The sequence below is a fragment of the Occultella aeris genome, assembly GCF_902703175.1.
Taxonomy (GTDB): domain Bacteria; phylum Actinomycetota; class Actinomycetes; order Actinomycetales; family Beutenbergiaceae; genus Occultella; species Occultella aeris.
The window spans coordinates 13009-32869 of record NZ_CACRYJ010000070.1 but is presented as its reverse complement, the minus strand read 5'-3'; the positions used below and the strand labels follow the sequence as shown (position 1 = coordinate 32869).

Below are 19861 nucleotides of genomic sequence, written 5' to 3'. Positions count from 1 at the left end.
GTTCTCCTACTCGACGTCGAGACGGTCGCGCAACCAGTCGCCGAGGAGGCTGACGGCGATGACGGTCAGGGTCAGGGTGATACCCGGGAAGGTGGAGATCCACCAGGAGTTCGCCAGGTAGGGCTGCCCGAGGGAGAGCAGCTGACCCCAGTCAGGCACCTCGGTGCGGGGACCGAGGCCGAGGAAGCTCAGTGAGGCGGCCACCACGATCGCGACCCCGATGGAGACGGTCGCCATCACCACGGACGGCGCTAGTGCGTTCGGCAGGATGTGCCGGAACACGGTGCGGGTCGGGCTGAACCCGTTCGAGCGGGCCGCCTCCACGTACAGGTGCCCGCGCACTGTCAGTACCTGACCGCGCATCACCCTGGCGAAGCCTGGCACGGTGGCGATCCCGACGGCGAGGATCAGGTTCGTGGTCGTGGAGCCGAGCGCGGCGGCGATGATCAGCGCCAGCAGCACTCCGGGGAAGCACATCAGCATGTCGATGAACCGGCCGATGACCATGTCCACCCAGCCGCCGACGTATCCCGCGATCAGGCCGAGGACACTGCCGACCATCATCCCGAACGCGGTGGCGCACAGGCCGATGATCATGGCGCTGCGGGCGCCGTGCACCAGGAGGGTGGCGACCGAGCGGCCGTACTGCTCGGTCCCGAGCGGCGTCCCCGCTCCTGGCGGCTGCAGTGCCCGCGCGGGGTCCAGGACGGTGGGGTCGTCGGTGGCGAGCACACCCGGGATGAGCGCGGCGAGGACCACCACGGCCATCCAGGCCAGCGAGGCGTACAGCAACGCCGAGTTCACCGAGACGCCGGTACGGCGCAGTTGCCGCCGCAGGCCCTTGACCTCGGTGAACGCCGCGGCATCGACGGCCGCCATCAGCGCACCAGCGCCGCGGGCTCGGCCATGGCGGCAGCGGCGTCCCGATCGGACGAGGTCCCGCCGTGGTCGTGCTCGAGCATGCTGCGCATGGACATCGGGAGGAAGTCCTCGGGCAGCGGCTCGATCGCCGGCAGGGCGTCGGGGGTGAACTCCTGCCCGCGGGCGAGGACCAGGCGGAGCTCGTCCAGTGCCCGCAGATCCGTGCGCGGATCCCCCGCGACGGCGATCAGATCCGCCTCATAGCCGGCGGCCAACTGTCCCGTCCGGTCCGCGAGGCCGAGGGCGTGCGCGGATCGGGACGTGGCCGAGAGCAGGACCTGCGCGATGGGGATGTCGAACTCGGACATCGCCACCAGTCCGCCGACGAACCCGTGATGCGGGGTGTTGTCGATCCCGGCGTCGGTGCTGGCGATGATCTTCGCACCGCGCCGGTACAGCTCGCCGAGCGCGAAGTCACGACCCTTCATCAGGACCCGGAACTCGCGCATCCGGAAGTTGCAGGTCGGCGACACGTAGATGTCCGACGCCGCGATCCGGTCGGCGAGTTCCGGGTCGGCGCCACCCATGCCGTCCTCGGTCTGGAACGAGCAGTGCTCCATGGTGTCCACGCCGGCATCGAGCGCCCGCCGGATCCCCTCGGTGCCGTGCGCGTGTGCGGCGACCCGCTTGCCGAGCCGGTGGGCCTCGTCGACGGCTGCCCGCAGTTCGTCGGTGGTGAACTGCGCGTGCCACGGCGCCGACCCCGGTGTCATGTTGCCACCGGTGGACATGAGCTTGATGACGTCCACGCCGGCCTTGTGGTGACGTCGCACCATCTTGCGGACCTCGTCGATCCCATCCGCCTCGGCGCCCATGAACCAGCAGTGCCCACCCGTGGTGGTGATGGCGCCACCGGCGGTGAGCAGGCGCGGTCCGCGAGCAGTGCCGTTCGCGATGGCGTCCCGGACCACCACATCGGTATAGCCCCGCGCGCCCAGGTCCCGCGCGGTGGTGACGCCCACGCTGAGCAGTTCCCTCGCGCTGCGCAGCATGAGCGCCACCTGCTGTTCGTCGGACTCGGCCATCATCCGGGCCACCGGGTGCGGCGAGCCGTCGAACGCGAGGTGCACGTGCGCGTCGATGAGTCCCGGCATGAGCGTGACATCGCCGAGCCATCGGACGTCGGCGTCCGGTGGGTACTGGTCGGCCGACAGGTCGGCCTCCCGCCCCACCCAGACGATCCGGTCCTCCGCGATGATCACGGCGCCACCGTTGATGACCTCCAGGTCCGGTCCGGCCAGAACTCGATCCGCGATGAGTACGAACATGGTGCGATCCCTTCAGCCCTTACCCAGCGCGGTACGAACGCGGGGGTCGATGAACGAGTACGAGATGTCGACGGCGATGTTCACCGCGATGTAGATGACCGCGATGACCAGCACCACGCCCTGCACCACCGGGTAGTCCTGCCCGCCGATCGCCTGCACGAGCATCTGCCCGATGCCCTGACGCGTGAACACCGTCTCCACGATCACCGAGCCGGCCACCAGCCCTCCGAGCTGCAGGCCGACCACGGTGACGGTGGGGATCACGGCGTTGCGCAGCACGTGCTTCATCACGATCAGGTGGGACCTCAGGCCCTTGGCGTGCAGCGCCGTCACGAAGTTCTCGCCGAGCACCTCGATCACGCTGTTGCGGACCAGCCTGGTCACCGTGCCGGCGGCGGACAGGCCGAGCGTGATCGCCGGGAGCACCAGGGTGCTCAGGCTGCCCGACCCGGTGGCCGGGAACCAGCCGAGGGTGAACGAGAAGAACATGATCAGCAGCAGGCCCACCCAGAAGGACGGCATCGAGGTGTTGATCAGGCTGGTCACCCGGACGAAGCCGTCGACGATGCCGTTGCGCCTGATCGCCGAGAGGGAGCCGAGCACGATCCCGGTGACGGCGGAGACCGTGGCTGCGGCGAAGGCCAGGATCAGGGTCTGGTCCACCTGTTGGCCGATCATCTCCGAGACCGGCTGGCGCGTGCTGTAGGAGGTGCCCAGGTTCAGGGTGAGCGCGTTGGTCAGGAACTCCCAGTACTGAGCGGGGATCGACCGGTCCAGCCCGAACTGCTCGCGCAGCGCCTCGACCACCTCCGGGGTGGCCGGGGACCCGGCCAGGATCGCCGAGATCGGGTCTCCCGGCAGCAGCCGCAACGTGATGAACAGGATGACGGTGACGCCGAGCAACGTGGGGATGCCGGCCAGGACGCGTCTGGCGATGACGAAGCCCATGAATCCTCCCTTGGTGTCGGTGGTTGGCCCTGGGTCACTGGGTCAGCGATGCGTCGTAGAGGATCGGGTATCCCTCCGCGTCGAAGCGGATGCCCTGGAGTCCGTTGACGGCGAGGGTGTACGTCGGCACGTAGATGGCGACCGATCGGACCTGGTCGATGACGTCGGCCTGGGCGTCCACGTAGATCGCCGCACGGGCGTCGGGGTCCAGTTCCTGTTGTCCGGCGTTGACGAGACCGGTCAGGGTGTCGTCGTCGGTGTGGCTCAGGTTGAACCCGGACCGACCCGGGCTCGGGATGAACCGCGGGTCGTACATCTGGTAGAGCACGTTCGGGTCCACCGCCACCAGGGAAAGGCCCATGATGTCGTAGTCGCCCGCCTGGCTCTGGGCCTGCAGCGGCGCGACCTGCTGGAACTGCGTCTCGACCTCGAAGCCGACCGCCTCGAGGTTCGCGGCAAGGAACGTGGCCACGTCCTGGCGCTTCTCCCGGTTCGGGCTGCCCTCCAGGTAGGTGATGCTCAGTCGCTCACCGTCCCGGGTGCGGACGCCGTCCGAGCCCAGGACCCACCCGGCCTCGTCCAGCAGCCGGCCCGCCTCGTCGGCGTCGAAGGCGAAGGAGCCCTCCACGGCCGGGTCGTAGGCGAGCGTCGTCGGCGCGAGCGGACCCCAGGCCCGGTCGAACACGCCGAGATAGAGGGCGTCGACGGCGGCATCGATGTCCATCGCCGCACGAGCCGCCTCGCGGACGGCCATCTCGTCGAACGGGGCCCGGGAGGCGTTGAAGTGCAGCTGGTACGGCGCCCCGGACTGTTGCTGGGACAGGAGCGCGAGGTTCGGGTCACCCTCGATCGCGGCCACGTCCGTCTCAGGGACGTTGCTGCCGACGTTGACGGTGCCGTTGCGCACCGATCCGATCCGCACGGTGGGGTCCGGGATGATCTGGAACGTCAGGTTCTCGAGGTAGGCAGCACCCGTGTGGGTCGCGTTACCCGGTGCCCAGTCGTAGTCGTCGTTGCGGACGAGCTCGACGCGGTCGTTGGGAGTGAAGCTGGTGATCGCGAACGGCCCACTGCCCACGGGAGCGAGGGTGTAGTCCGCGGGCTCGGCCGCGGCGGCCGCCGTCGGGGAGTTGATGCCCATGAACGGCGAGGTGAGGTTGTTCAGGAACGGCGCGTACGGCGTCGCCATCGTCACGACGGCAGTGGTCGGGTCGGTGGCGGCGCAGGAATCGTACGGCCCGATCAGCCCGATGGCGTAGATCGAGGCGGTGGCGGGATCCTTGATGCGGTCGAGGTTGTAGCAGACGGCGGTCGCGTCGAAGGCCGTGCCATCCGTGAACGTCACGTCGTCGCGGACCGTGAAGGTGTACTCGAGACCGTCGTCGCTGACGGTCCACTCGCTGGCCAGCCAGGGCTGCAACGTGCCCTCCTCGTCGAGGAAGAGCAGCGAGTCGAACACCTGCCGCAGCACACGGGCGTCCTGGGCCGCCGGGGTCACGTTCGGGTCGAAGCCGATGAACGGCGAGTCGACCGCGAAGACCGCGGATCCCCCGGCGACGGCCTCGCCTGCTTCGGTGGCCTCGGATCCGGGGTCCCCGGAGCCACCGGTCCCGCCCGAGTCGTCGCTCTCGGCGGAGCCGCAGGCTCCGAGGATCATCGAGCCGGCCGCCAGCATGGCCGCGCTGCGCCAGTAGTGCGATCGCTTGGTAGTCATCTGAACTCCCTGGTTGGGTCACGGACGAACGGGGTGTTCCTAGGGAGGGCTCGTCGTCGAACCCTGACTGTGTGTTGGAGACTACAAACACCCGTTGAAGTCCGCAAGGGTTTGTTGCAGGCTTTAACACGCTGTTGACATTCGGGCGAGTGAGGTACACGGTTGGCGCCAGAGCGCCGAGACTGGAGGCACCACATCGGCGGACAAAGGGGAATCGACATGACCGAGAAGAAGCCGCAGCCGGCGGCACGCAGCGCCACGCCAGGACGTGCACGGGCCACGAAGGTGACCGCGCTGCCCGCGAAGACGCGCGCAACCCGCCCGGCTCGGGAGCAGGCAACGGACGAGCTTCCCCCCTGCGACCGGGACTGGCTGATCGCCCTGTTCAAGGGCCTCGTGGAGCCGTTGGGCCGGGCGCTGCCGATCTCGGCCGAGGTGGTGCTGCACGACCTGGCCCTGCTGCCGAACTCCATCGTGGCCGTACATGGTGACGTGACCGGGCGGCAGGTTGGCGATCCGGCCACGGACCTGCTGCTGGAACGAGCGACCACGGGGGAGCTCGATCACATGATGGGCTACGCCTCGAAGCTGCCGGACGGGCGGCAGTTGCGCTCCACCACGATGATCATCCGAGACGCCGCGAACCTGCCCGTGGCGGCGCTCTGCATCAACTCGGACCTGTCCATGTGGCACTCGGTGGAGCGGATTGCCGCCGCGATGGTGGGCGGGGTGGTGCCCGCGGCGGAATCTCCCGTGTCGGTCCCGCAGCCCCCGCAGGTGCCCGTCCCCGAGGACACGCCGTCGGAGGTGTTCGCCCGGGACGTGGACGAGCTGGCGTCCCATCTCGTGCACCAGGCGGTGACCGAGCAGGGCATCCCGGTCGAACTCATGAAGAAGGAGCACAAGATCGCCGTGGTGCGCGCTCTGAAGGCCCGCGGCATGTTCCTGCTCCGGGACGCCGTCGAGATGATCGCGGCCACCCTCATGGTCACGCGATTCACGATCTACAACTACCTGAACGAGATCGAGGACGAAGACAAGGACGGTCCGCCGTCCAAACAGGGCACCACCAAACGAAAGGGCTGACATGACGCAGACCATGGAGTTCGACGACGTCCGGATCGAGCGCTTGCGCGAGATCGGTGGGGTGAAGTGGTCGATGTTCCCGGACAAGATCGGGGCGTTCGTCGCCGAGATGGACTTCGGCACGGCGCCGGCGATCACCCAGGCGATACACGCCGCCGTCGACCTCGGCGTGTTCGGATACCTGCCGAAGGACCTGGGGGACCAGATGTCGCGTGCGTACGCCGCGTGGTCGCGCACGGTCTACGGCTGGGACGTTCCGGCCGAGAACGTGCGGCCGCTGCCGGACGTGATCGCCGGGCTCCAGGCCACCATCGAACACTTCTGCGCGCCCGGCACCCCGGTGATCCTGCCGACGCCCGCGTACATGCCGTTCCTGACGGTTCCGCCCGCGATGGGGCGCGAGGTCATCCAGGTGCCGATGCTGGTCCAGAACGGCCGGTACGTCTACGACCTCGACGGCCTCGACGCCGCCTACCGCGCCGGTGGGAACCTGCTGATCCTGTGCAACCCGCACAACCCGGTCGGCCGGGTCCTGGAGCGCGCCGAGATGCTGGCGATCGCCGAGGTCGTGGAGCGTCACGGTGGGCGGGTGTTCTCCGATGAGATCCACGCTCCCCTCGTCTTCTCCGAGCACACCCACGTGCCCTACGCCTCGATCAGTCAGGCGGCGGCGGCGCACACGGTGACAGCGGCATCGGCGTCCAAGGCCTGGAACCTGCCCGGGATGAAGTGCGCCCAGCTGATCCTGTCCAACGACGCCGACCTGGCGAAGTGGAGCGAGGTCGGCATGATGCCGGAGCACGGCGCCGCGAACCTCGGCGTGATCGCGAACACCGCGGCCTACACGGCGGGCGGACAGTGGCTGGCGGACGTGCTGCACTACCTCGAGGGCAACCGGAACGTTCTCGCAGACCTCGTCGCCGAGCACCTGCCCGGCGCACACCTCACCCGACCCGAGGGCACCTACCTCGCCTGGTTCGACTGCCGCGAGCTCGACCTCGGCCCCGAGCCCGGTGAGTTCTTCGCCGAACGCGCGGACATCGCCCTCGTGGACGGCAGCCGGTGTGGGGACGCCGGCACGGGGTTCGTGCGCTACAACTTCGCGACGCCACGGCCGATCATGGTGCAGTCGCTGGAGCAGATGGGCGCGGCGCTGACGGGGCGGTGACAGTTCCGTTCGGGCAGCGCGGGGCCAAGTCGAACTACGCTGGCCCGTCGGCCCGGAAGTACACCACCGTGACGTCCGCGTCGTCGGGCAGGTCCGGGTAGTGCACCGTGCGGAGCCGTTCGATCAGGGCGTCGCGATCGGCGAACCCATCGGCACGGGCGTCGGCGTCGGTCAGCTCGTCGAGGCGGGTCCGGCGCACCCCAGTGACCTCGCCGGTCAGCGCGATCGTCGGCTGGGTGTCGAAGACCAGTTCGGCCGGGCCGACGACCATGTCCTCGCGGTACCGCACGGTGGTCACCTTCGTACCGGCGCGCACCGGCTCGAGGTAGTCGGGGTGGAAGCCGATGGTCTGCATGGTGGTCCTCAGTGGTTCGGGGAGTCGGCGCGCAGCGGGTCAGGGCGGGTGCTCAGCGCGATCGTGATCGCCAGCCGCCCGGAGACGGTGAGCGGGTTCGTGCCCGTGATCTCGGTGATCCGGGCCAGGCGGTTGCGCAGTGAGTTCGGATGCAGGAACAGCTGCTTCGCGGACGCGGCCAGCGCGCCGTCCTGCGCGAGGAACACGTCGAGCGTGTGCAGCAGATCGGTGCCGTGCAGTCGGTCGCTCTCCAGCAGTGGCCGGTAGATGTGGTCATGGAACGGTCCGACCTGGTCGGCGGAGAGCCGCTGCACCAGGGCGTCAAGGGTAGCCAGGTCCTTCGGTCCGGCCGGGCTCCCCCGACGGAGCGCCACGATGTGGGCGGAAAGGCACTCGCTCAGGATCCGCGGCAGTTGCCGGACCGCGCCGGGCCCGCCGATCCCGTAGACCTCGTCGGGACCGGCCGTGCGCGCGAACGTCGCGACCACCTCGGCGGTGGCCACCAGCACGGTGCGTCCGAGCAGGCTCGCCACGATTCGCCCGCCGATCAGCCGGTCCTCGAGGTGGGTCGCGGGGTCGATGGCGATCGCACCGACGCGTGTACCGACCCGGCTCAGCTCGGGCAGGTACTCCAGCACGATCGTCGGATCGGCGAGGCCGCGGCGTACGTAGTCCAGCAGGGTGCCCAGTGCCGTGCGCTGCTCCGCTTGCGAACGCGCCTGCGCCCGAACCTCGGCGAGCCGCTCGGTGAAGGTGAGGAACGGTGTGGTCGGTGGCACGGACACGATCGGAAGCCCCGCGGCGGACGCGGCGGCGACCAACGCCGTCGGGACCTCGTCGGTCACCACGCCGACGCCGTAACCGAGCCCGACGGCGTTCGCGGCGACCAGGTTGTCGACGAAGGTTCGGCAGGCGGCGTCGTCCAAGAGCACGGCGCCGGTGGTGAGCACGAACTCCTCACCGCGCAGGTACGGCCCGGGGTCGAGCAGGTCGGTGGCCTGCGCCCAACGCACGTCGCGGTCGAGACCGTCGGCGCCACCGAGGAGTTTGACGTCGAAGCCCGGCCAGGTGAGCAGGTCCCGCAATGCCAGGCCCGGCTCGAACAGCACCTCCTCCGTCATGTTTCGACGATAGGCGGCCGTTGTTTCCGCGTCGTAACACCGTTCTGGAGGATTGCACAGTCTCGCCGTGGCGCGGGTGTGGGGCGCTCCAGGATGGCGGCTGTGCCCTTCAGAATCGGCACGACGGCTTCCTAGGTTGGGCCCCGCTCCTGTCCCCGCATCGAAGGACACCACCATGACCACCGTCTCCAGCCGGACGACCGAGGACCCGCGCCCGGTCGATCCCGACTACCCACTCACCAGGGTTCCGCTCGGTGCCCGGCAGGGCCGCCTGGCCCTCGCCATCGTGATCGCCGGCTTCTTCTTCTACACCCCCACGATGGTCACCGGCGGGTTGGTCGCCGAAGCGTTCGACTTCCGGACGTTCATCGGCCTCGCGGCTGCGGCGACGGCCATCCTCGGCCTGTACATCGCCCTGATGGGGGTCGTCAGCGAACGCACCGGCCTGACGACGGCGCTGGTCTCCCGGCTCGTGCTCGGCCGGATCGGGGGCAAGTGGGGTTCGTTCATCCTCGGCGCCACCCAGCTCGGCTGGTACGGCGTGTCACTGGGGATCCTCGCGAACCTGGTCACCAGCGCCACCGGCTTCCGCGCCGGCTGGCTCGTGGTGATCCTCGGCGGGATCCTCATGGCGTCGACGGCGTACTTCGGCTTCAAGGGCATCGAACTGCTGTCCTGGGTCGCGGTGCCGCTGATGTCCGCGCTGTGCGTGTGGATGCTGGTGCTCTCCGTGCGCGAGACCGACGGATGGGGAAACCTGCTGGCCGTCGAGGGCGCCGGTGACCTGGGTGCGGGTGCCGCGATCACGATGATGATCGGCACATTCATCTCCGGCGGCACCCAGATCGGGAACTGGACCCGGTTCGCCAAGGGCGCCGTCGCCGTCTTCGGCCTCACGTTCGGTGCGGTCCTGATCGTGCAGTTCGCGATGCTGTTCTTCGGCGGCGTCGGGAGCGCGGCGTTCGGCGAGTCCGACTTCGTCACGCTGTTGCTCGGCATGGGCATCGCCGGTGGCGCCCTGTTCCTGCTGGTCACGAACATCTGGACGACGAACGACAACGGCGCCTACGCATTCGGCGTGGCCGGCTCCGAGCTGTTCGGCAGGGCCAACAAGCGGCCGTTCATCGTGGGTGGCGTGATCATCTCGATCGCGCTGGCACTGACCGGCATCGCGGACCAGATCACCTCGTTCCTCGTCATCCTCGGGGTGGTCATCCCGCCGCTCGGCGGCGCGATCATCGGAACGTTCTTCCTCGTCTGGAGAGGCCACGACCCGGGCACCGACGTCGAGGACGTCCCCCTCGTACGGATCAGCGGGGTGGCCGCGTACCTGGCCGGCGTCGCCGCCGCGCTAGTCGGCACGCTCGGCGGTCTCGGCAGCCCGGCCGTGCAGGGCATCATCGTGGCGATCGTGGCCGCCCCGGTGGCCTCCGCGCTCGAGAACGCGTACCTGGGCCGCAGGCTCGCCGCGCTGGAGGCCCGCCCGTGAGCACCTTCATCCGCGACGCCCAGGTGATCACCATGGACCCCGTGACCGGCTCGGAACCGGTCACCCGCAGCATTCGCATCGATGACCGGGGCGTGATCACCGCCGTCGGGACGGGTCTGGTGCCGGAGCCCGGCGAGGAGGTGATCGCGGGCACCGACCGGCTCGTCACGCCGGGCTTCGTCAACGCCCACACGCACTCCTGGGAGACACTGTACAAGGGCCGCTACGACAACCTGCCGCTCGAACTGTGGATGCTGTTCACCTACCCGATCCTCGGCGCGGACCCCTTGCCGGCGGAACTGGTGCGTCTGCGCTCCCTGGTCTTCGCCCTGGAGTCGATGAAGTCGGGGGTGACCACCCTCGTCGACGACGTCCTCGAGACCCCGTCGCAGGATCTCGACCAGCTCGCCGCGGTGTTCTCCGCCTACGCCGACATCGGGGTGCGGGCGAACGTGTCCGGGCACGTGATCAACCGCCCCTTCGTGGACACGATCCCCTACGTCGCCGATCTGCTGCCCCGGGACCTGGTGGCCCAGGTCCGCGGCCAGAGCCTGTGGACCGGTGCCGAGTACCTCGACTACTCGCGGCAGGCGTTCGGCCGCTTCCACGCATCCGCCGACGGCCGCCTGCGGTACATGCTCGCGCCATCCGGGCCGCAGCGTTGCACCGAGGACCTGCTCGTCGGGGCCACCGCGCTCGCCCGCGAGTACGACGCGGAGTGCCACATCCACGTGCTCGAGACGAAGACGCAGGCCGTCACCGGCGAGCAGTTCTACGGCAGGACCCTCGTCCAGTACCTCGCGGAGCTCGGTGCGCTGTCTCGGAACACGACGTTCGCGCACGGCATCTGGCTCACCGAGGCCGACATCGAGGTGGTCGCCGACGCCGGGGTCAGCGTCTCCCACAACGCGATCTCCAATCTGAAGCTGGGCTCCGGGATCGCGCCCTGGCGCGCCTACCTCGACGCCGGCGTGACGCTCGGCCTCGGCACGGACGGGTGGTCCAGCTCGGACACGCCGCGGTTGCACGAGGTGATGAAGGTGGCAGCCCTGCTGCACAAGGTCACCGAGCCGGACCACCGACGCTGGCCAACCGTGGACGAGGTGCTCAGGGCCGCCACCATCGGCGGCGCACGCACGGCGGTGCTCGACGGCGTGACCGGCTCGGTCGAGGTCGGCAAGCAGGCGGACCTCCTGGTGTGGGACCTCGCGACACTGAACTTCACCCCGCGCCAGCGACTGGATCACCAGCTCGTCTACTCCGAGAACGGGTCGTCGCTGGAGTACGTGATGGTCGCGGGCCGAGTGACCGTGGACCACGGCCGGCTGATGACCATGGACGAGGACGCGATCCTCGCGGAGTTCAACGCGATGCTGCCCTCGGTCAGGGCGTGGCAGAACCGCACGGACGCCCTGGCCGGCACGTTCCTGCCGGCGTTCACGCAGGCCTACGAGATGTGCGCGCATGCGGATGTGGGGCTGAACCGCTGGTCGGCACCGGTGCGCGGCCGCGTGCCCGATGACCGCGGCCTGCAACCGGCGCGCTGACGGTGCCGGGCATCGGTCCCGGCCGGGACCGCCGACGCGACCCGATCGGCCGAGTCGATGCGGCGCGTTCACCGGACGCTTCCGCGACCGGTCGGCCATGCTCGGACCATGAACCCGGTGCGGTCCCCCAGGCCCCGCGGCGCCAGGCGTGCCTGGGCGCTGCTGTTCATCCTCGCCCTCGGCCTGGAGATCGTCGTGGACGGCTACGTCATCGTCCAGGGCTCGTCCGACGAGCGTGCCCTCGCTCTCGGCGTGATCGGCGCGATCGCGTTCGGGATCTACTACACGATGCGGTGGCTGTTCGGGGACGACTCGGTGTTGCTGTCGCTGGCCACGACCGTGCTGTTCTCGCTCGCGGGGATCCTCGTCAGCACCGCGGTCGGTGCCACTGTCATCCTGCTCGGCACCGGCGTGACCCTGCTCGCGATCGACGTGCTGCTCAAGCGACGGGCTGCGCTGGCGACCGCGTCCGGCAGTATGGGGCGATGACGACCCTCGCCCAGCTCCGCAAGGCCGCGCTCGCGCTGCCCGAGGTCGAGGAGACCGCGCACTTCGGGATGGTCGCGTTCACGGTCCGGGGCACCGGGTTCGCATCCGTCACGAAGGACCGCGCCGTCCAGCTGAACCTCGCCGAGCCGGACCTCGACGCCGCCCTGGCGGACCTGCCCGCCGGCGAGCAGATCCTGCGCGGCGGACGCCCGATCGGCTTGCGGATCCCCCTGGCCGACATCAACGGCATGGCACTGAACCATCTCGTCCGGCGCGCCTGGTTCGCCCGTGCCCCGAAACGGCTCGCGGCCTCGGTGGCGGCCGCCGATGCGGCCGCGCCCGGCGCCGGCGGAGATCTACCGACCGCGATCGGCGCCCCGGCCACGCGCGCGCTCGCCGGCGCCGGAATCACCACCCTCGTGCAGGTCGCCGAGTTCTCCGAGACCGAACTCCTGGCACTGCACGGCGTCGGCCCGAGGGCGCTACGGATCCTCGCCGACGAGCTGCAGCGTCGTGGGCTCACGCTCGGCTGATGGCACGCCATGCGTGAAGCCCCACCCGATCTGGGCGACGCGGACGTCGTCACGCTCCTGCGCGACGCCTGGGGGCTTCCGGCAATCTCGGCGGAACACCTGCCCTGGGGCTTCGGCGCCTGGCACTGGCGGGCCACCGAGGCCGGCGGTCGGCGCTGGTTCGTCACCGCCGACCGCCTCTGGAGACCGGGGCGACAGGACCAGCTCGAAGCGACCTACGGTGCGGCCCGCGAACTGTTCGACCGGGGCCTCGCGTTCGTGGTGCCTACGGTCCCGACCACTGCCGGGGCCCTCACGCGGCACCTCGGTGGCTACGCGCTGAGCGTCACCGAGTGGCTCGAGGGTGACCGCCCCACGGGTGCACTGACCGGGCTCGCCGCGGAGCAGACCATGACCGCGCTCGCCGCGCTGCACAGCGAGCAGCCGCCGTCGGGCATCGGAGTCTGGGACCACGCACTCCCCGATCGGGCCGACCTCGAGGGCCTCGCTGTGACGAGCGAGCAGGAGTGGTCCGGCGGGCCACTGGGCGCTGAGGCCCGCGCGCAGGTGCGGGCGCACCTGCCTGAGATCCCGGTGTGGATCGCGCGCTACGACACGCGCGTCACAGTTGCGCTCGGAACGCGGGCGGGCTGGGTCGCCACCCACGGCGAACCGGGTCTGCACAACCAGATCGTCACGGCGCAGGGCCGCCGCTGGGTGGACTGGGAGTCCCTGCGGGTAGCCCCGCGCGAGCGCGACCTGACCGACCTGGCCCGCACGGCCGGGCAGATCCCGGGCGACGTGGTCGCCGATCCGGAGCTGCTTGAGATGTTCGACCTGCGCTGGCGCCTGGACGAGATCGCCGCCTTCTCGGCGTGGCTGCGCGGTCCGCACACCGGCACCGAGTCCGACCGCGTGGCGCTCGCCGGCCTGCTCGAGGAACTGACCCGACCGGACTGGCTCCAGTTCGCCGGCGACCCGTAGGCGCCGGTCGCTCTCACAGGAACTCGCGGTCCGCCGTGGCGCCGTCGACGGCGTGCAGGCCCGGTGGCCGGTCGGACCGGTCCACGGCCGCGCGACGACCCTGCGGCTCCTTCGCCGTGAAGAGCGCGACCTCGCGCCGCAGCAGTCGTGGCGAGAGGTCGACGCGCAGTGCGGTGTCCGCGTCGGCGGGCTCGAGCCGAACGGTCGGGCCGTCCTTGTCGTTGAGCGACGCCCGTTCGGCCGCGGGGTAGGCGACCTGCGGGAGCCAGAGGCGGGCGGTCTGCACGTAGTGCTGGTTGGCCGCCCGGGCCGGCGAGGTGAACATCTCGTGGGCGAACGTCGTCTCGCTGATCGTCGTGGGCAGGAAGAACGCCGGCTCCTCCTGCCAGACGTCATCGGAGTACTTCCCGACCCGGCCCACTCTGCGGTGCGGGAGGTCGAGCTCGCCGTCATTGCTGAGCTGCCGCAGGCGCTTGGTCCGCTCCTCACCGAGGAACGCGCGGGCCTCCCCCGATCCCCAGAACTCCATCAGTTGCCCGCGCGCACCCAGGTCGCTCCCGGAGACGTCCGTGTCCACGTCGAGGTGACCCTGCTGCTGGCTGCCCGGGACACTCTCCGCGAAGCGCTCGTAGGCTTCCGCGAACGCCTGCTGGGCCCACCCCTCGGTGTAGACCGCGCGGTAGGCAGCGACGAGCAGGCGGGTGCTGATGTCGACCTGCTCCTCCTCCTGGCGCGCCACCGCCATCGCCGCCGGGAACCGCTCGATCACGTCATCGGTGAGGTCCTCGTACACGGCTTCGGTGGGTTCCCACGGGCGGTGGACCACCTCGCTGATGACCGTGGCCCAGGCGTGCCATCCGGCGAAGAGCAGACGCAGCCGGGCGAGCTGCTTGCCCTCCCACAGGAACAGGGCGGCGTCCCGTCGCTGCCTGGCCAGCACGTTCGCGACCTCCCACTCGTAGTGCCGGAATGCCTTGTAGAACGCGTGGTTGAAGCCGACCAGCACCACGAGCGTCAGCACCACGACCCCGACGGTGATCCACGCGTAGGCGGACCAGTCGGGCGCCTCGTCGACCTGCGTTGCCCAGATCCAGGTGCCGGCGACGACCAGCGCGGCGATCACGAGGGTCCACCGCCACTGCCGCAGCAGTCGACGCTTGGCCCGGTCGAGTGCCTCGGTCGCCGGCGCCGTCACGTCATCGCGCCGGTCGAGGAACCGCTGGCGGCTCACCTCGAGCTCGTCGAGGCGCCTGGCGACGTCCTCGCCGACCCGTGACATCACACTGCGGTCGTTCTGAGCGCGCCAGCGGGCGAAGTCCGCCTCGACGACGCGGGTCTCGCGGACGGCCCTCTCGGCGCCGGCGAGTGCCTCGGCCAGTCGGGCGTCCTCGTGCTCGGCCGACGCCTCGGGAGCCTGATCGGGCGACGGCGTCGGGCCGGGCTGTGCTGGCGACGGCGCAGCGCCGGGCCGCCCGGTTGGCGCCGCCGGGGCGTGGGCTCGCTCGGCGGCCCGGATCGCCCGGACCTCCTGCAGTCGGATCAGCTCGGCCTCCCGGGCCTGCCGTTCCCTGGCCAGGTCGAGCCGGTGGGCTCGCAGGTCATGGACGTCCAGGGCGCCTATCAGTGCCCCGTCCCGGGTGCGGAACGCAGCGCCGGGCGCGGGCACGACGTCACCGGGCCGAAGGACCTCGCGCACGCCGGTCTGTGTCGGGGACTCCATGCCGGGGATCGGGCCACCGTCCGCCAGGCCGAACGCGAGGTTCCGCAAGGTGACCCACGTGCTGGCGGGAGGCGGGGTGCCACGGGTCGCCTCGTAGGCGATCTCGTCGTCCATCGTCCGTCGAGCGGAATCGATGGCGTCCCGCGCGACGGCCTCGGCGTTGTCGACGGCCCGAGGTCCGACCGTGACCAGCACCCCGGATCCGCGGCCGACCAGATGCTCGGTGGCCGACCTTTCGAGGCTGGTCCGGCTGCTGTTCGCCGTCCACGCGGCAACCGCACCGACGGTGCGCAGGTTGAACCGGGCGGCGCGGCCGACCGCGCTGCGGAACCCCTCCCTGGTGCGCTCGGGGGCATCGCCCTGGGGTGGCGGCTGCGCCGCCCACTCCGGCGCGGCCAGCACCGACTGCGCCGCACGACGCGCGATGAGGTCGGGTTCGCTCGCCGGCGCCGCCCAGGTGACCACGCGTCCGGGTCCGTCGGGGCCGAGAGTCACGGGCTCGAGCGCCTTGCGGGCCAGGACGTCCACGACGCCCTCCCCCACGACCGAGCGGATCGAGAGCCTCGCCACCACGACGTCGTCCGGGTTCGACGACGAGTCCGTGGTGACCTTGTCGAACGCCCCGCCGGGAATCCCGCGCAGGATGCCGGCGGCCACCGACACCGCCGCGGCGGCGTGGCCCGCGTAGTTCTCCGAGGCTCGGACGTAGATGGACATCCGGTCCAGATCGGGCCGGTCCTCGGGCGAGATCACCACGTTCGCCTCCCACCTGGGTGCGAGGATCTCGCTGGGAAGGCCGGTCACGCCGGAGGCCGGGATCACCACGACCGTGCGGTGCAGCCGGGTCATGATGCGCCCGGAGGGGTCCCGCGGGAGCGCCCGCTCGATGGTGGCGCCGACCTCCTGGCCGAGGTCCGTCACCTCGGCCGAGACCGCATCCTCGGTCACCGCGAACTGCGCGACGGCAACCCGCACCAGGTCGAGCCGGAACCGGCCGAGGTGGGCGAACAGATCGACCCGGTGCTCACCGTCGCGATCGACGAGCACCGCCGTCACGTGCACCGGTTCCGGCGGCGCCTCGATCACATCGGCGGGGTCCACCCACAGCGACGCACCCGTGATCCCTTGCTTCGTCCAGACGGCGACGAGGGAACGGACGTCCTGCGCGGGCCGGCCGCCGGCGATGATGACCGAGGCGCTCTCCATCAGAGGAACTCGCGTTCGTCGTCCACGAAGGAGTCGATCGCCCGGTACAGGTCACGCAGCGCCGACCTGATCAGGTGCCGCAGGTCGAACGACCCCGGATAGCCGAGCAGTTCGTTCGCCTGCTCGAGTTCGTCGAAGTGGCGGCTGAAACCCTTCGCGATCCGCTCCACGTCCGCCTTGGCCGCGGCACGGCGCTCCTCCGGCGTCGACGCATCGACCTCCGCGTCCTGACCGCGGCGGCCCTCCTGGATCCAGTCCCGCAGGTCTGCCGGGAGATCGTTCGTCGCACCCTCGCCGAGATCGAGGAGCCGGAAGTACGGGCGCATCGGCGCCAGGGACTCCTCGTCGTTCACCCGCAGCAGCGTCAGCGAGAGCGACTCGAGGATCTGCGGCAGCGCCTCGGCGCCGCGCCCGTCACCGACCAACAGCGGTTCCTCGAAGGACAACCAACCTGCCGCCCCCATGGAGCCGGCCGGCACGTACAACCGCACCGGGGACGGTTGCACCTGCTTGAGCAGGGCAGCCACGAAGTAGCCGCGCACCATCGCCGCGAGCGTGATCGGGTGCATCGGCACGGCCTCGCCGAGCGGACGCGCCCGACGCCATCGCCAGAACTCCTCGCGGTCGGCGAACGTGGCCTTCTTGCTTCCCCAGTCGCTGGCGATCGGGCGCATCAGGCTGTCGAAGACCACGGGCTCGTAGGGCTCGGCCAGCACGGTGAAGATGTCGATGAAGGCGGCCTCGGTGTCCGAGAACGCCTGCTCGACCGCGGGTCCGAACTGTTTACGCGCCTCGAGGACGTTGATGAGCCGTTGCCGTGCGGGGGACTTCTCGGGCAGTGGGATCTCACTGAACTGCCGCGAGTACTGGATCTCCCGGTTGTGCACCCGGGTGAGGACGGCGGTGTTGACCCGGACCAGCGGTGACCCGGCGTTCAGGGCAGCGACGAACTGCCCCTCGAAGCGCGCCAGCCGGTCCGCGTGCTCCTTGGGTGAGACAGCGCCCTCGGACAGGTAGGACCGCAGCCCTTCCTGCATGTAGCCACCGATCGGGGTCCCCGGCTCCCGGATCCATCCGGTAGCCCGGCGGAGGACGTCCTCGGCAGAGACCGCCATGGACACTGCCGCCCGGGCCGGTGCCGCGGACGAGCCGCGCTGGAACTGGGCGTCCGACGGGACCCACCGCTGCGTCAGCCGGAGCAGGCTCTGCCGGGCGCCCTCCTTGCGCCCGGTGAGGATCTGCCGCTCGGCCACGCCCCGCGCCTCGCGCTCGAACTCCAGACCGACGGTCCGGGTGATCAGCGCACGTAGCGTCGTGGGGAACGTCTCGACGTCCTCGAGGAGGAACTCGTTCGGCCCCGGCTTGAGCCGCGACGGGATCACGTCCCCGGAGGGCCAGGTGGAGACCACCGACCCGCGACCGTCCAAGCCGCTCGCCACGTCGGTGCCCAGCGACTCCACGCCGTGGTCGACGGCCTCGGTGAGCGGCTGGAGCAGACCCTTCGAGAGGTCTGCCACGAGCCCCACCGCCATCTCGCGGACCTCGGCCTCCTGTTCCCACTCCAGGGTCTGCACGGCGCGGTCCACCGCCGATTCGACCTCCTGCTCGGTCACGTTGCGGTTCGACCCGAGAACCCGGCTGATCTCCGAGTCCAGGTCTGCCGCCCACCGGCGCCGGTGGTCGGCCTCGCTGCGCAGCTCGCGTCCGACCTCCTCCAGCTCGGCGACGAGCCGCTTCAGCATCGCCGCGGCCACCGGTCCCCCGTGCTTGGCCACGGCGTCCGCGGTGACGTCGACGACGCGGACCTGGATGGCGTCGACCCATTCGCGGGAGCGCTGGGTGCGCACGCCGCGCATCTGCGCCGCGAACTGCCCGCGCCGGTCCACCACCGCCTGCCGGATCCGGATCCGTACGTCGTCGGTCGCGAAGCCCTTGCCCCCGGCGGCGACCCGGAGCACGTCCATGACCTCGGCGGTGAGCTGGTTGCCGGCGGCCTTGACGTCATCGCCGCGCTGCAGCGCCTCGATGATGTCGTTGCGCTCCTCCCCGCGTTCGTCGAGCCCGGACTCGGCGAGGAACGCGCCGAACGCGTTCGTGGCCTGCTCCTGGATCAGTTGCCGCGGGGGCCGCTCGTCCTCGCGGCTGCGCAGCACCTCGTGCCGGTTGAGCACGAGTTCGACGACGGAGCGTGCCAGATGCTCGGAGGCGTAGTCCCGGAACCGGTCGCGTCCCAGGCCCACCCGGGCCGACCCGAGGGCCGTGAACGGCGTCTCGGTGCCGCCCGGGTGCAGCCGCAGGTGATCGGTGACGGCCTGGGCCGTGGAGGCCCACTGGGCCTGCGTGTAGGCGGAGAGCCGGTCCTGCAGGCTGGAACTGGCCACCCAGGACGCGATCGACCGGCCCATCGCCCGGTACACGTCGTTCTGGGTCTTGTACGTGACGTGCTCGTTCCGGGCACCGACCAGGAACGGGAACCGTGGCCCGAGCCGCCGGCTCGACCCGGTGGAGATCCCGGCGGCCTGGAACATCTCGCTCGTGCTCTCGCTGGGTCCTTCGACGCTCCAGTAGCCACTCATCAGCTCGGCCAACGCGCCGAGCGAGTTCGGCCGCACGCCGCGGCGCAGGCCCTCGTCGAGGTCGTCGAACACGTCCGGGCAGTACAGGATGCCCACGGACTCGTTCGCCCACTTGTCACCGAGCGAGCGGATCACGTCGCACACGTCCAGGACGGCACCGGAGCCACTGCCACCTGCGATCGAGGCGATGACGATGACCTGCGGGTCGTCCGCGACCGTGCGCGAGGGTGAACCGAGCGCCTCGCTGAGTCGCTGCAGCTCGCTGGTGACCTCCGCCCCGGTGAGCTGACGGCGGGCCTCCCGGACCGCCGTCGCGATGCGCTTGAGCTGGGACAGCGCGATGGTGCGCCCGAGCGCGCGATACTGCCCGGCGCCCTTGCTGGCGGGCACGTGGACCTTGTCCGGATCCGGCCGCCAACCTCCGAGCGCGTCTCGGGCGTGGGTGCCCGCGGACTGGATCAGCGAGTCGTCCAGGGTCCGGTAGTCGATGCCCGAGCCGACCAGGCCCTGGTAGGACCGCTCCGGCAGCTGCTCCGGGAGGTCACGCTCGTTCCCGTCCGCCGTGGTCGGGACGTCGATGTGCAGGAACTGCCAGGCGCTGGGGATGCCCTCGGTCCAGCCGGCCTGAAACAACCGCCGGCTGAGGTCCTCACGGATGACGCGCAGGGTCTTGCCACCTGAGCCGCCGACGCCGACGAGCAGAAAGGGACGAAGCATGTGAGTTCCTCGGTGAGAGTGGGTGGGCGTGTGGTCTGCG

The 19861-nt window shown here is 70.5% G+C and carries 15 protein-coding genes; 7 read left to right on the top strand and 8 right to left on the bottom strand.

What is annotated here, in order from left to right:
- Window positions 1–6 precede the first annotated feature (6 nt).
- Genes HALOF300_RS25575 through HALOF300_RS25560 form a run of 4 tightly spaced genes read right to left on the bottom strand, consistent with a single transcriptional unit; the run spans window position 7 to window position 4851 of the window.
- Window positions 7–879: an ABC transporter permease gene (locus tag HALOF300_RS25575; RefSeq protein ID WP_156743710.1), complete on the bottom strand. Its 873-nt coding sequence runs from the start codon at window positions 877–879 to the stop codon at window positions 7–9.
- A complete protein-coding gene (locus HALOF300_RS25570) occupies window positions 879–2189 on the bottom strand; it encodes a metal-dependent hydrolase family protein (protein ID WP_156743709.1) in 1311 nt (436 codons plus the stop codon). Before HALOF300_RS25570 ends, HALOF300_RS25575 begins: the two co-directional genes overlap by 1 nt.
- A gap of 12 nt (window positions 2190–2201) precedes the next feature.
- Entirely contained in the window at window positions 2202–3137 is a 936-nt protein-coding gene (locus HALOF300_RS25565) for an ABC transporter permease (protein ID WP_156743708.1), read from the bottom strand.
- A 34-nt stretch (window positions 3138–3171) separates the two neighbouring features.
- Complete coding sequence (locus HALOF300_RS25560) at window positions 3172–4851, bottom strand: ABC transporter substrate-binding protein (RefSeq protein ID WP_156743707.1); 1680 nt, start codon at window positions 4849–4851, stop codon at window positions 3172–3174.
- A 219-nt stretch (window positions 4852–5070) separates the two neighbouring features.
- On the opposite strand from HALOF300_RS25560, the gene HALOF300_RS25555 reads away from it, so the two are divergent.
- Window positions 5071–5937, top strand: coding sequence for a helix-turn-helix transcriptional regulator (locus tag HALOF300_RS25555; protein WP_156743706.1), 867 nt, complete (start codon window positions 5071–5073; stop codon window positions 5935–5937).
- 1 nt (window position 5938) lies between these two features.
- Window positions 5939–7105, top strand: coding sequence for a MalY/PatB family protein (locus tag HALOF300_RS25550; RefSeq protein WP_156743705.1), 1167 nt, complete (start codon window positions 5939–5941; stop codon window positions 7103–7105).
- Window positions 7106–7139: 34 nt separating this feature from the next.
- Here the strand turns inward: HALOF300_RS25550 and HALOF300_RS25545 are convergent, their stop codons facing one another.
- Both HALOF300_RS25545 and HALOF300_RS25540 read right to left on the bottom strand, forming a co-directional pair.
- Window positions 7140–7460: an ASCH domain-containing protein gene (locus HALOF300_RS25545; RefSeq protein WP_156743704.1), complete on the bottom strand. Its 321-nt coding sequence runs from the start codon at window positions 7458–7460 to the stop codon at window positions 7140–7142.
- A gap of 8 nt (window positions 7461–7468) precedes the next feature.
- A complete protein-coding gene (locus HALOF300_RS25540; RefSeq protein ID WP_197522844.1) occupies window positions 7469–8581 on the bottom strand; it encodes a helix-turn-helix domain-containing protein in 1113 nt (370 codons plus the stop codon).
- 175 nt (window positions 8582–8756) lie between these two features.
- Between HALOF300_RS25540 and HALOF300_RS25535 the strand changes: the two genes are divergently transcribed.
- The 5 genes from HALOF300_RS25535 (at window position 8757) to HALOF300_RS25515 (ending at window position 13602) form a co-directional block, all read left to right on the top strand.
- Window positions 8757–10070, top strand: a complete 1314-nt coding sequence (locus HALOF300_RS25535) for a cytosine permease (protein ID WP_156743702.1) — start codon at window positions 8757–8759, stop codon at window positions 10068–10070.
- The gene (locus HALOF300_RS25530; protein ID WP_231955776.1) at window positions 10067–11617 is read left to right on the top strand and encodes an amidohydrolase family protein; all 1551 of its coding nucleotides are present in this window, start codon (window positions 10067–10069) and stop codon (window positions 11615–11617) included. The genes HALOF300_RS25535 and HALOF300_RS25530 overlap by 4 nt, the downstream gene beginning before the upstream one ends.
- 108 nt (window positions 11618–11725) lie before the next feature.
- Window positions 11726–12106: a hypothetical protein gene (locus tag HALOF300_RS25525; protein WP_156743701.1), complete on the top strand. Its 381-nt coding sequence runs from the start codon at window positions 11726–11728 to the stop codon at window positions 12104–12106.
- Window positions 12103–12639 (top strand): helix-hairpin-helix domain-containing protein, encoded by a 537-nt coding sequence (locus tag HALOF300_RS27480; protein ID WP_156743700.1) that lies wholly within the window; start codon window positions 12103–12105, stop codon window positions 12637–12639. Before HALOF300_RS25525 ends, HALOF300_RS27480 begins: the two co-directional genes overlap by 4 nt.
- A 9-nt stretch (window positions 12640–12648) precedes the next feature.
- Window positions 12649–13602: an aminoglycoside phosphotransferase/kinase family protein gene (locus tag HALOF300_RS25515; RefSeq protein ID WP_156743699.1), complete on the top strand. Its 954-nt coding sequence runs from the start codon at window positions 12649–12651 to the stop codon at window positions 13600–13602.
- 13 nt (window positions 13603–13615) lie between these two features.
- Here HALOF300_RS25515 and HALOF300_RS25510 read toward each other — a convergent pair whose 3' ends face one another.
- Both HALOF300_RS25510 and HALOF300_RS25505 read right to left on the bottom strand, forming a co-directional pair.
- The gene (locus tag HALOF300_RS25510; RefSeq protein ID WP_156743698.1) at window positions 13616–16528 is read right to left on the bottom strand and encodes a hypothetical protein; all 2913 of its coding nucleotides are present in this window, start codon (window positions 16526–16528) and stop codon (window positions 13616–13618) included.
- Window positions 16528–19821, bottom strand: a complete 3294-nt coding sequence (locus HALOF300_RS25505; RefSeq protein WP_156743697.1) for a tubulin-like doman-containing protein — start codon at window positions 19819–19821, stop codon at window positions 16528–16530. The genes HALOF300_RS25510 and HALOF300_RS25505 overlap by 1 nt, the downstream gene beginning before the upstream one ends.
- Window positions 19822–19861 lie beyond the last annotated feature (40 nt).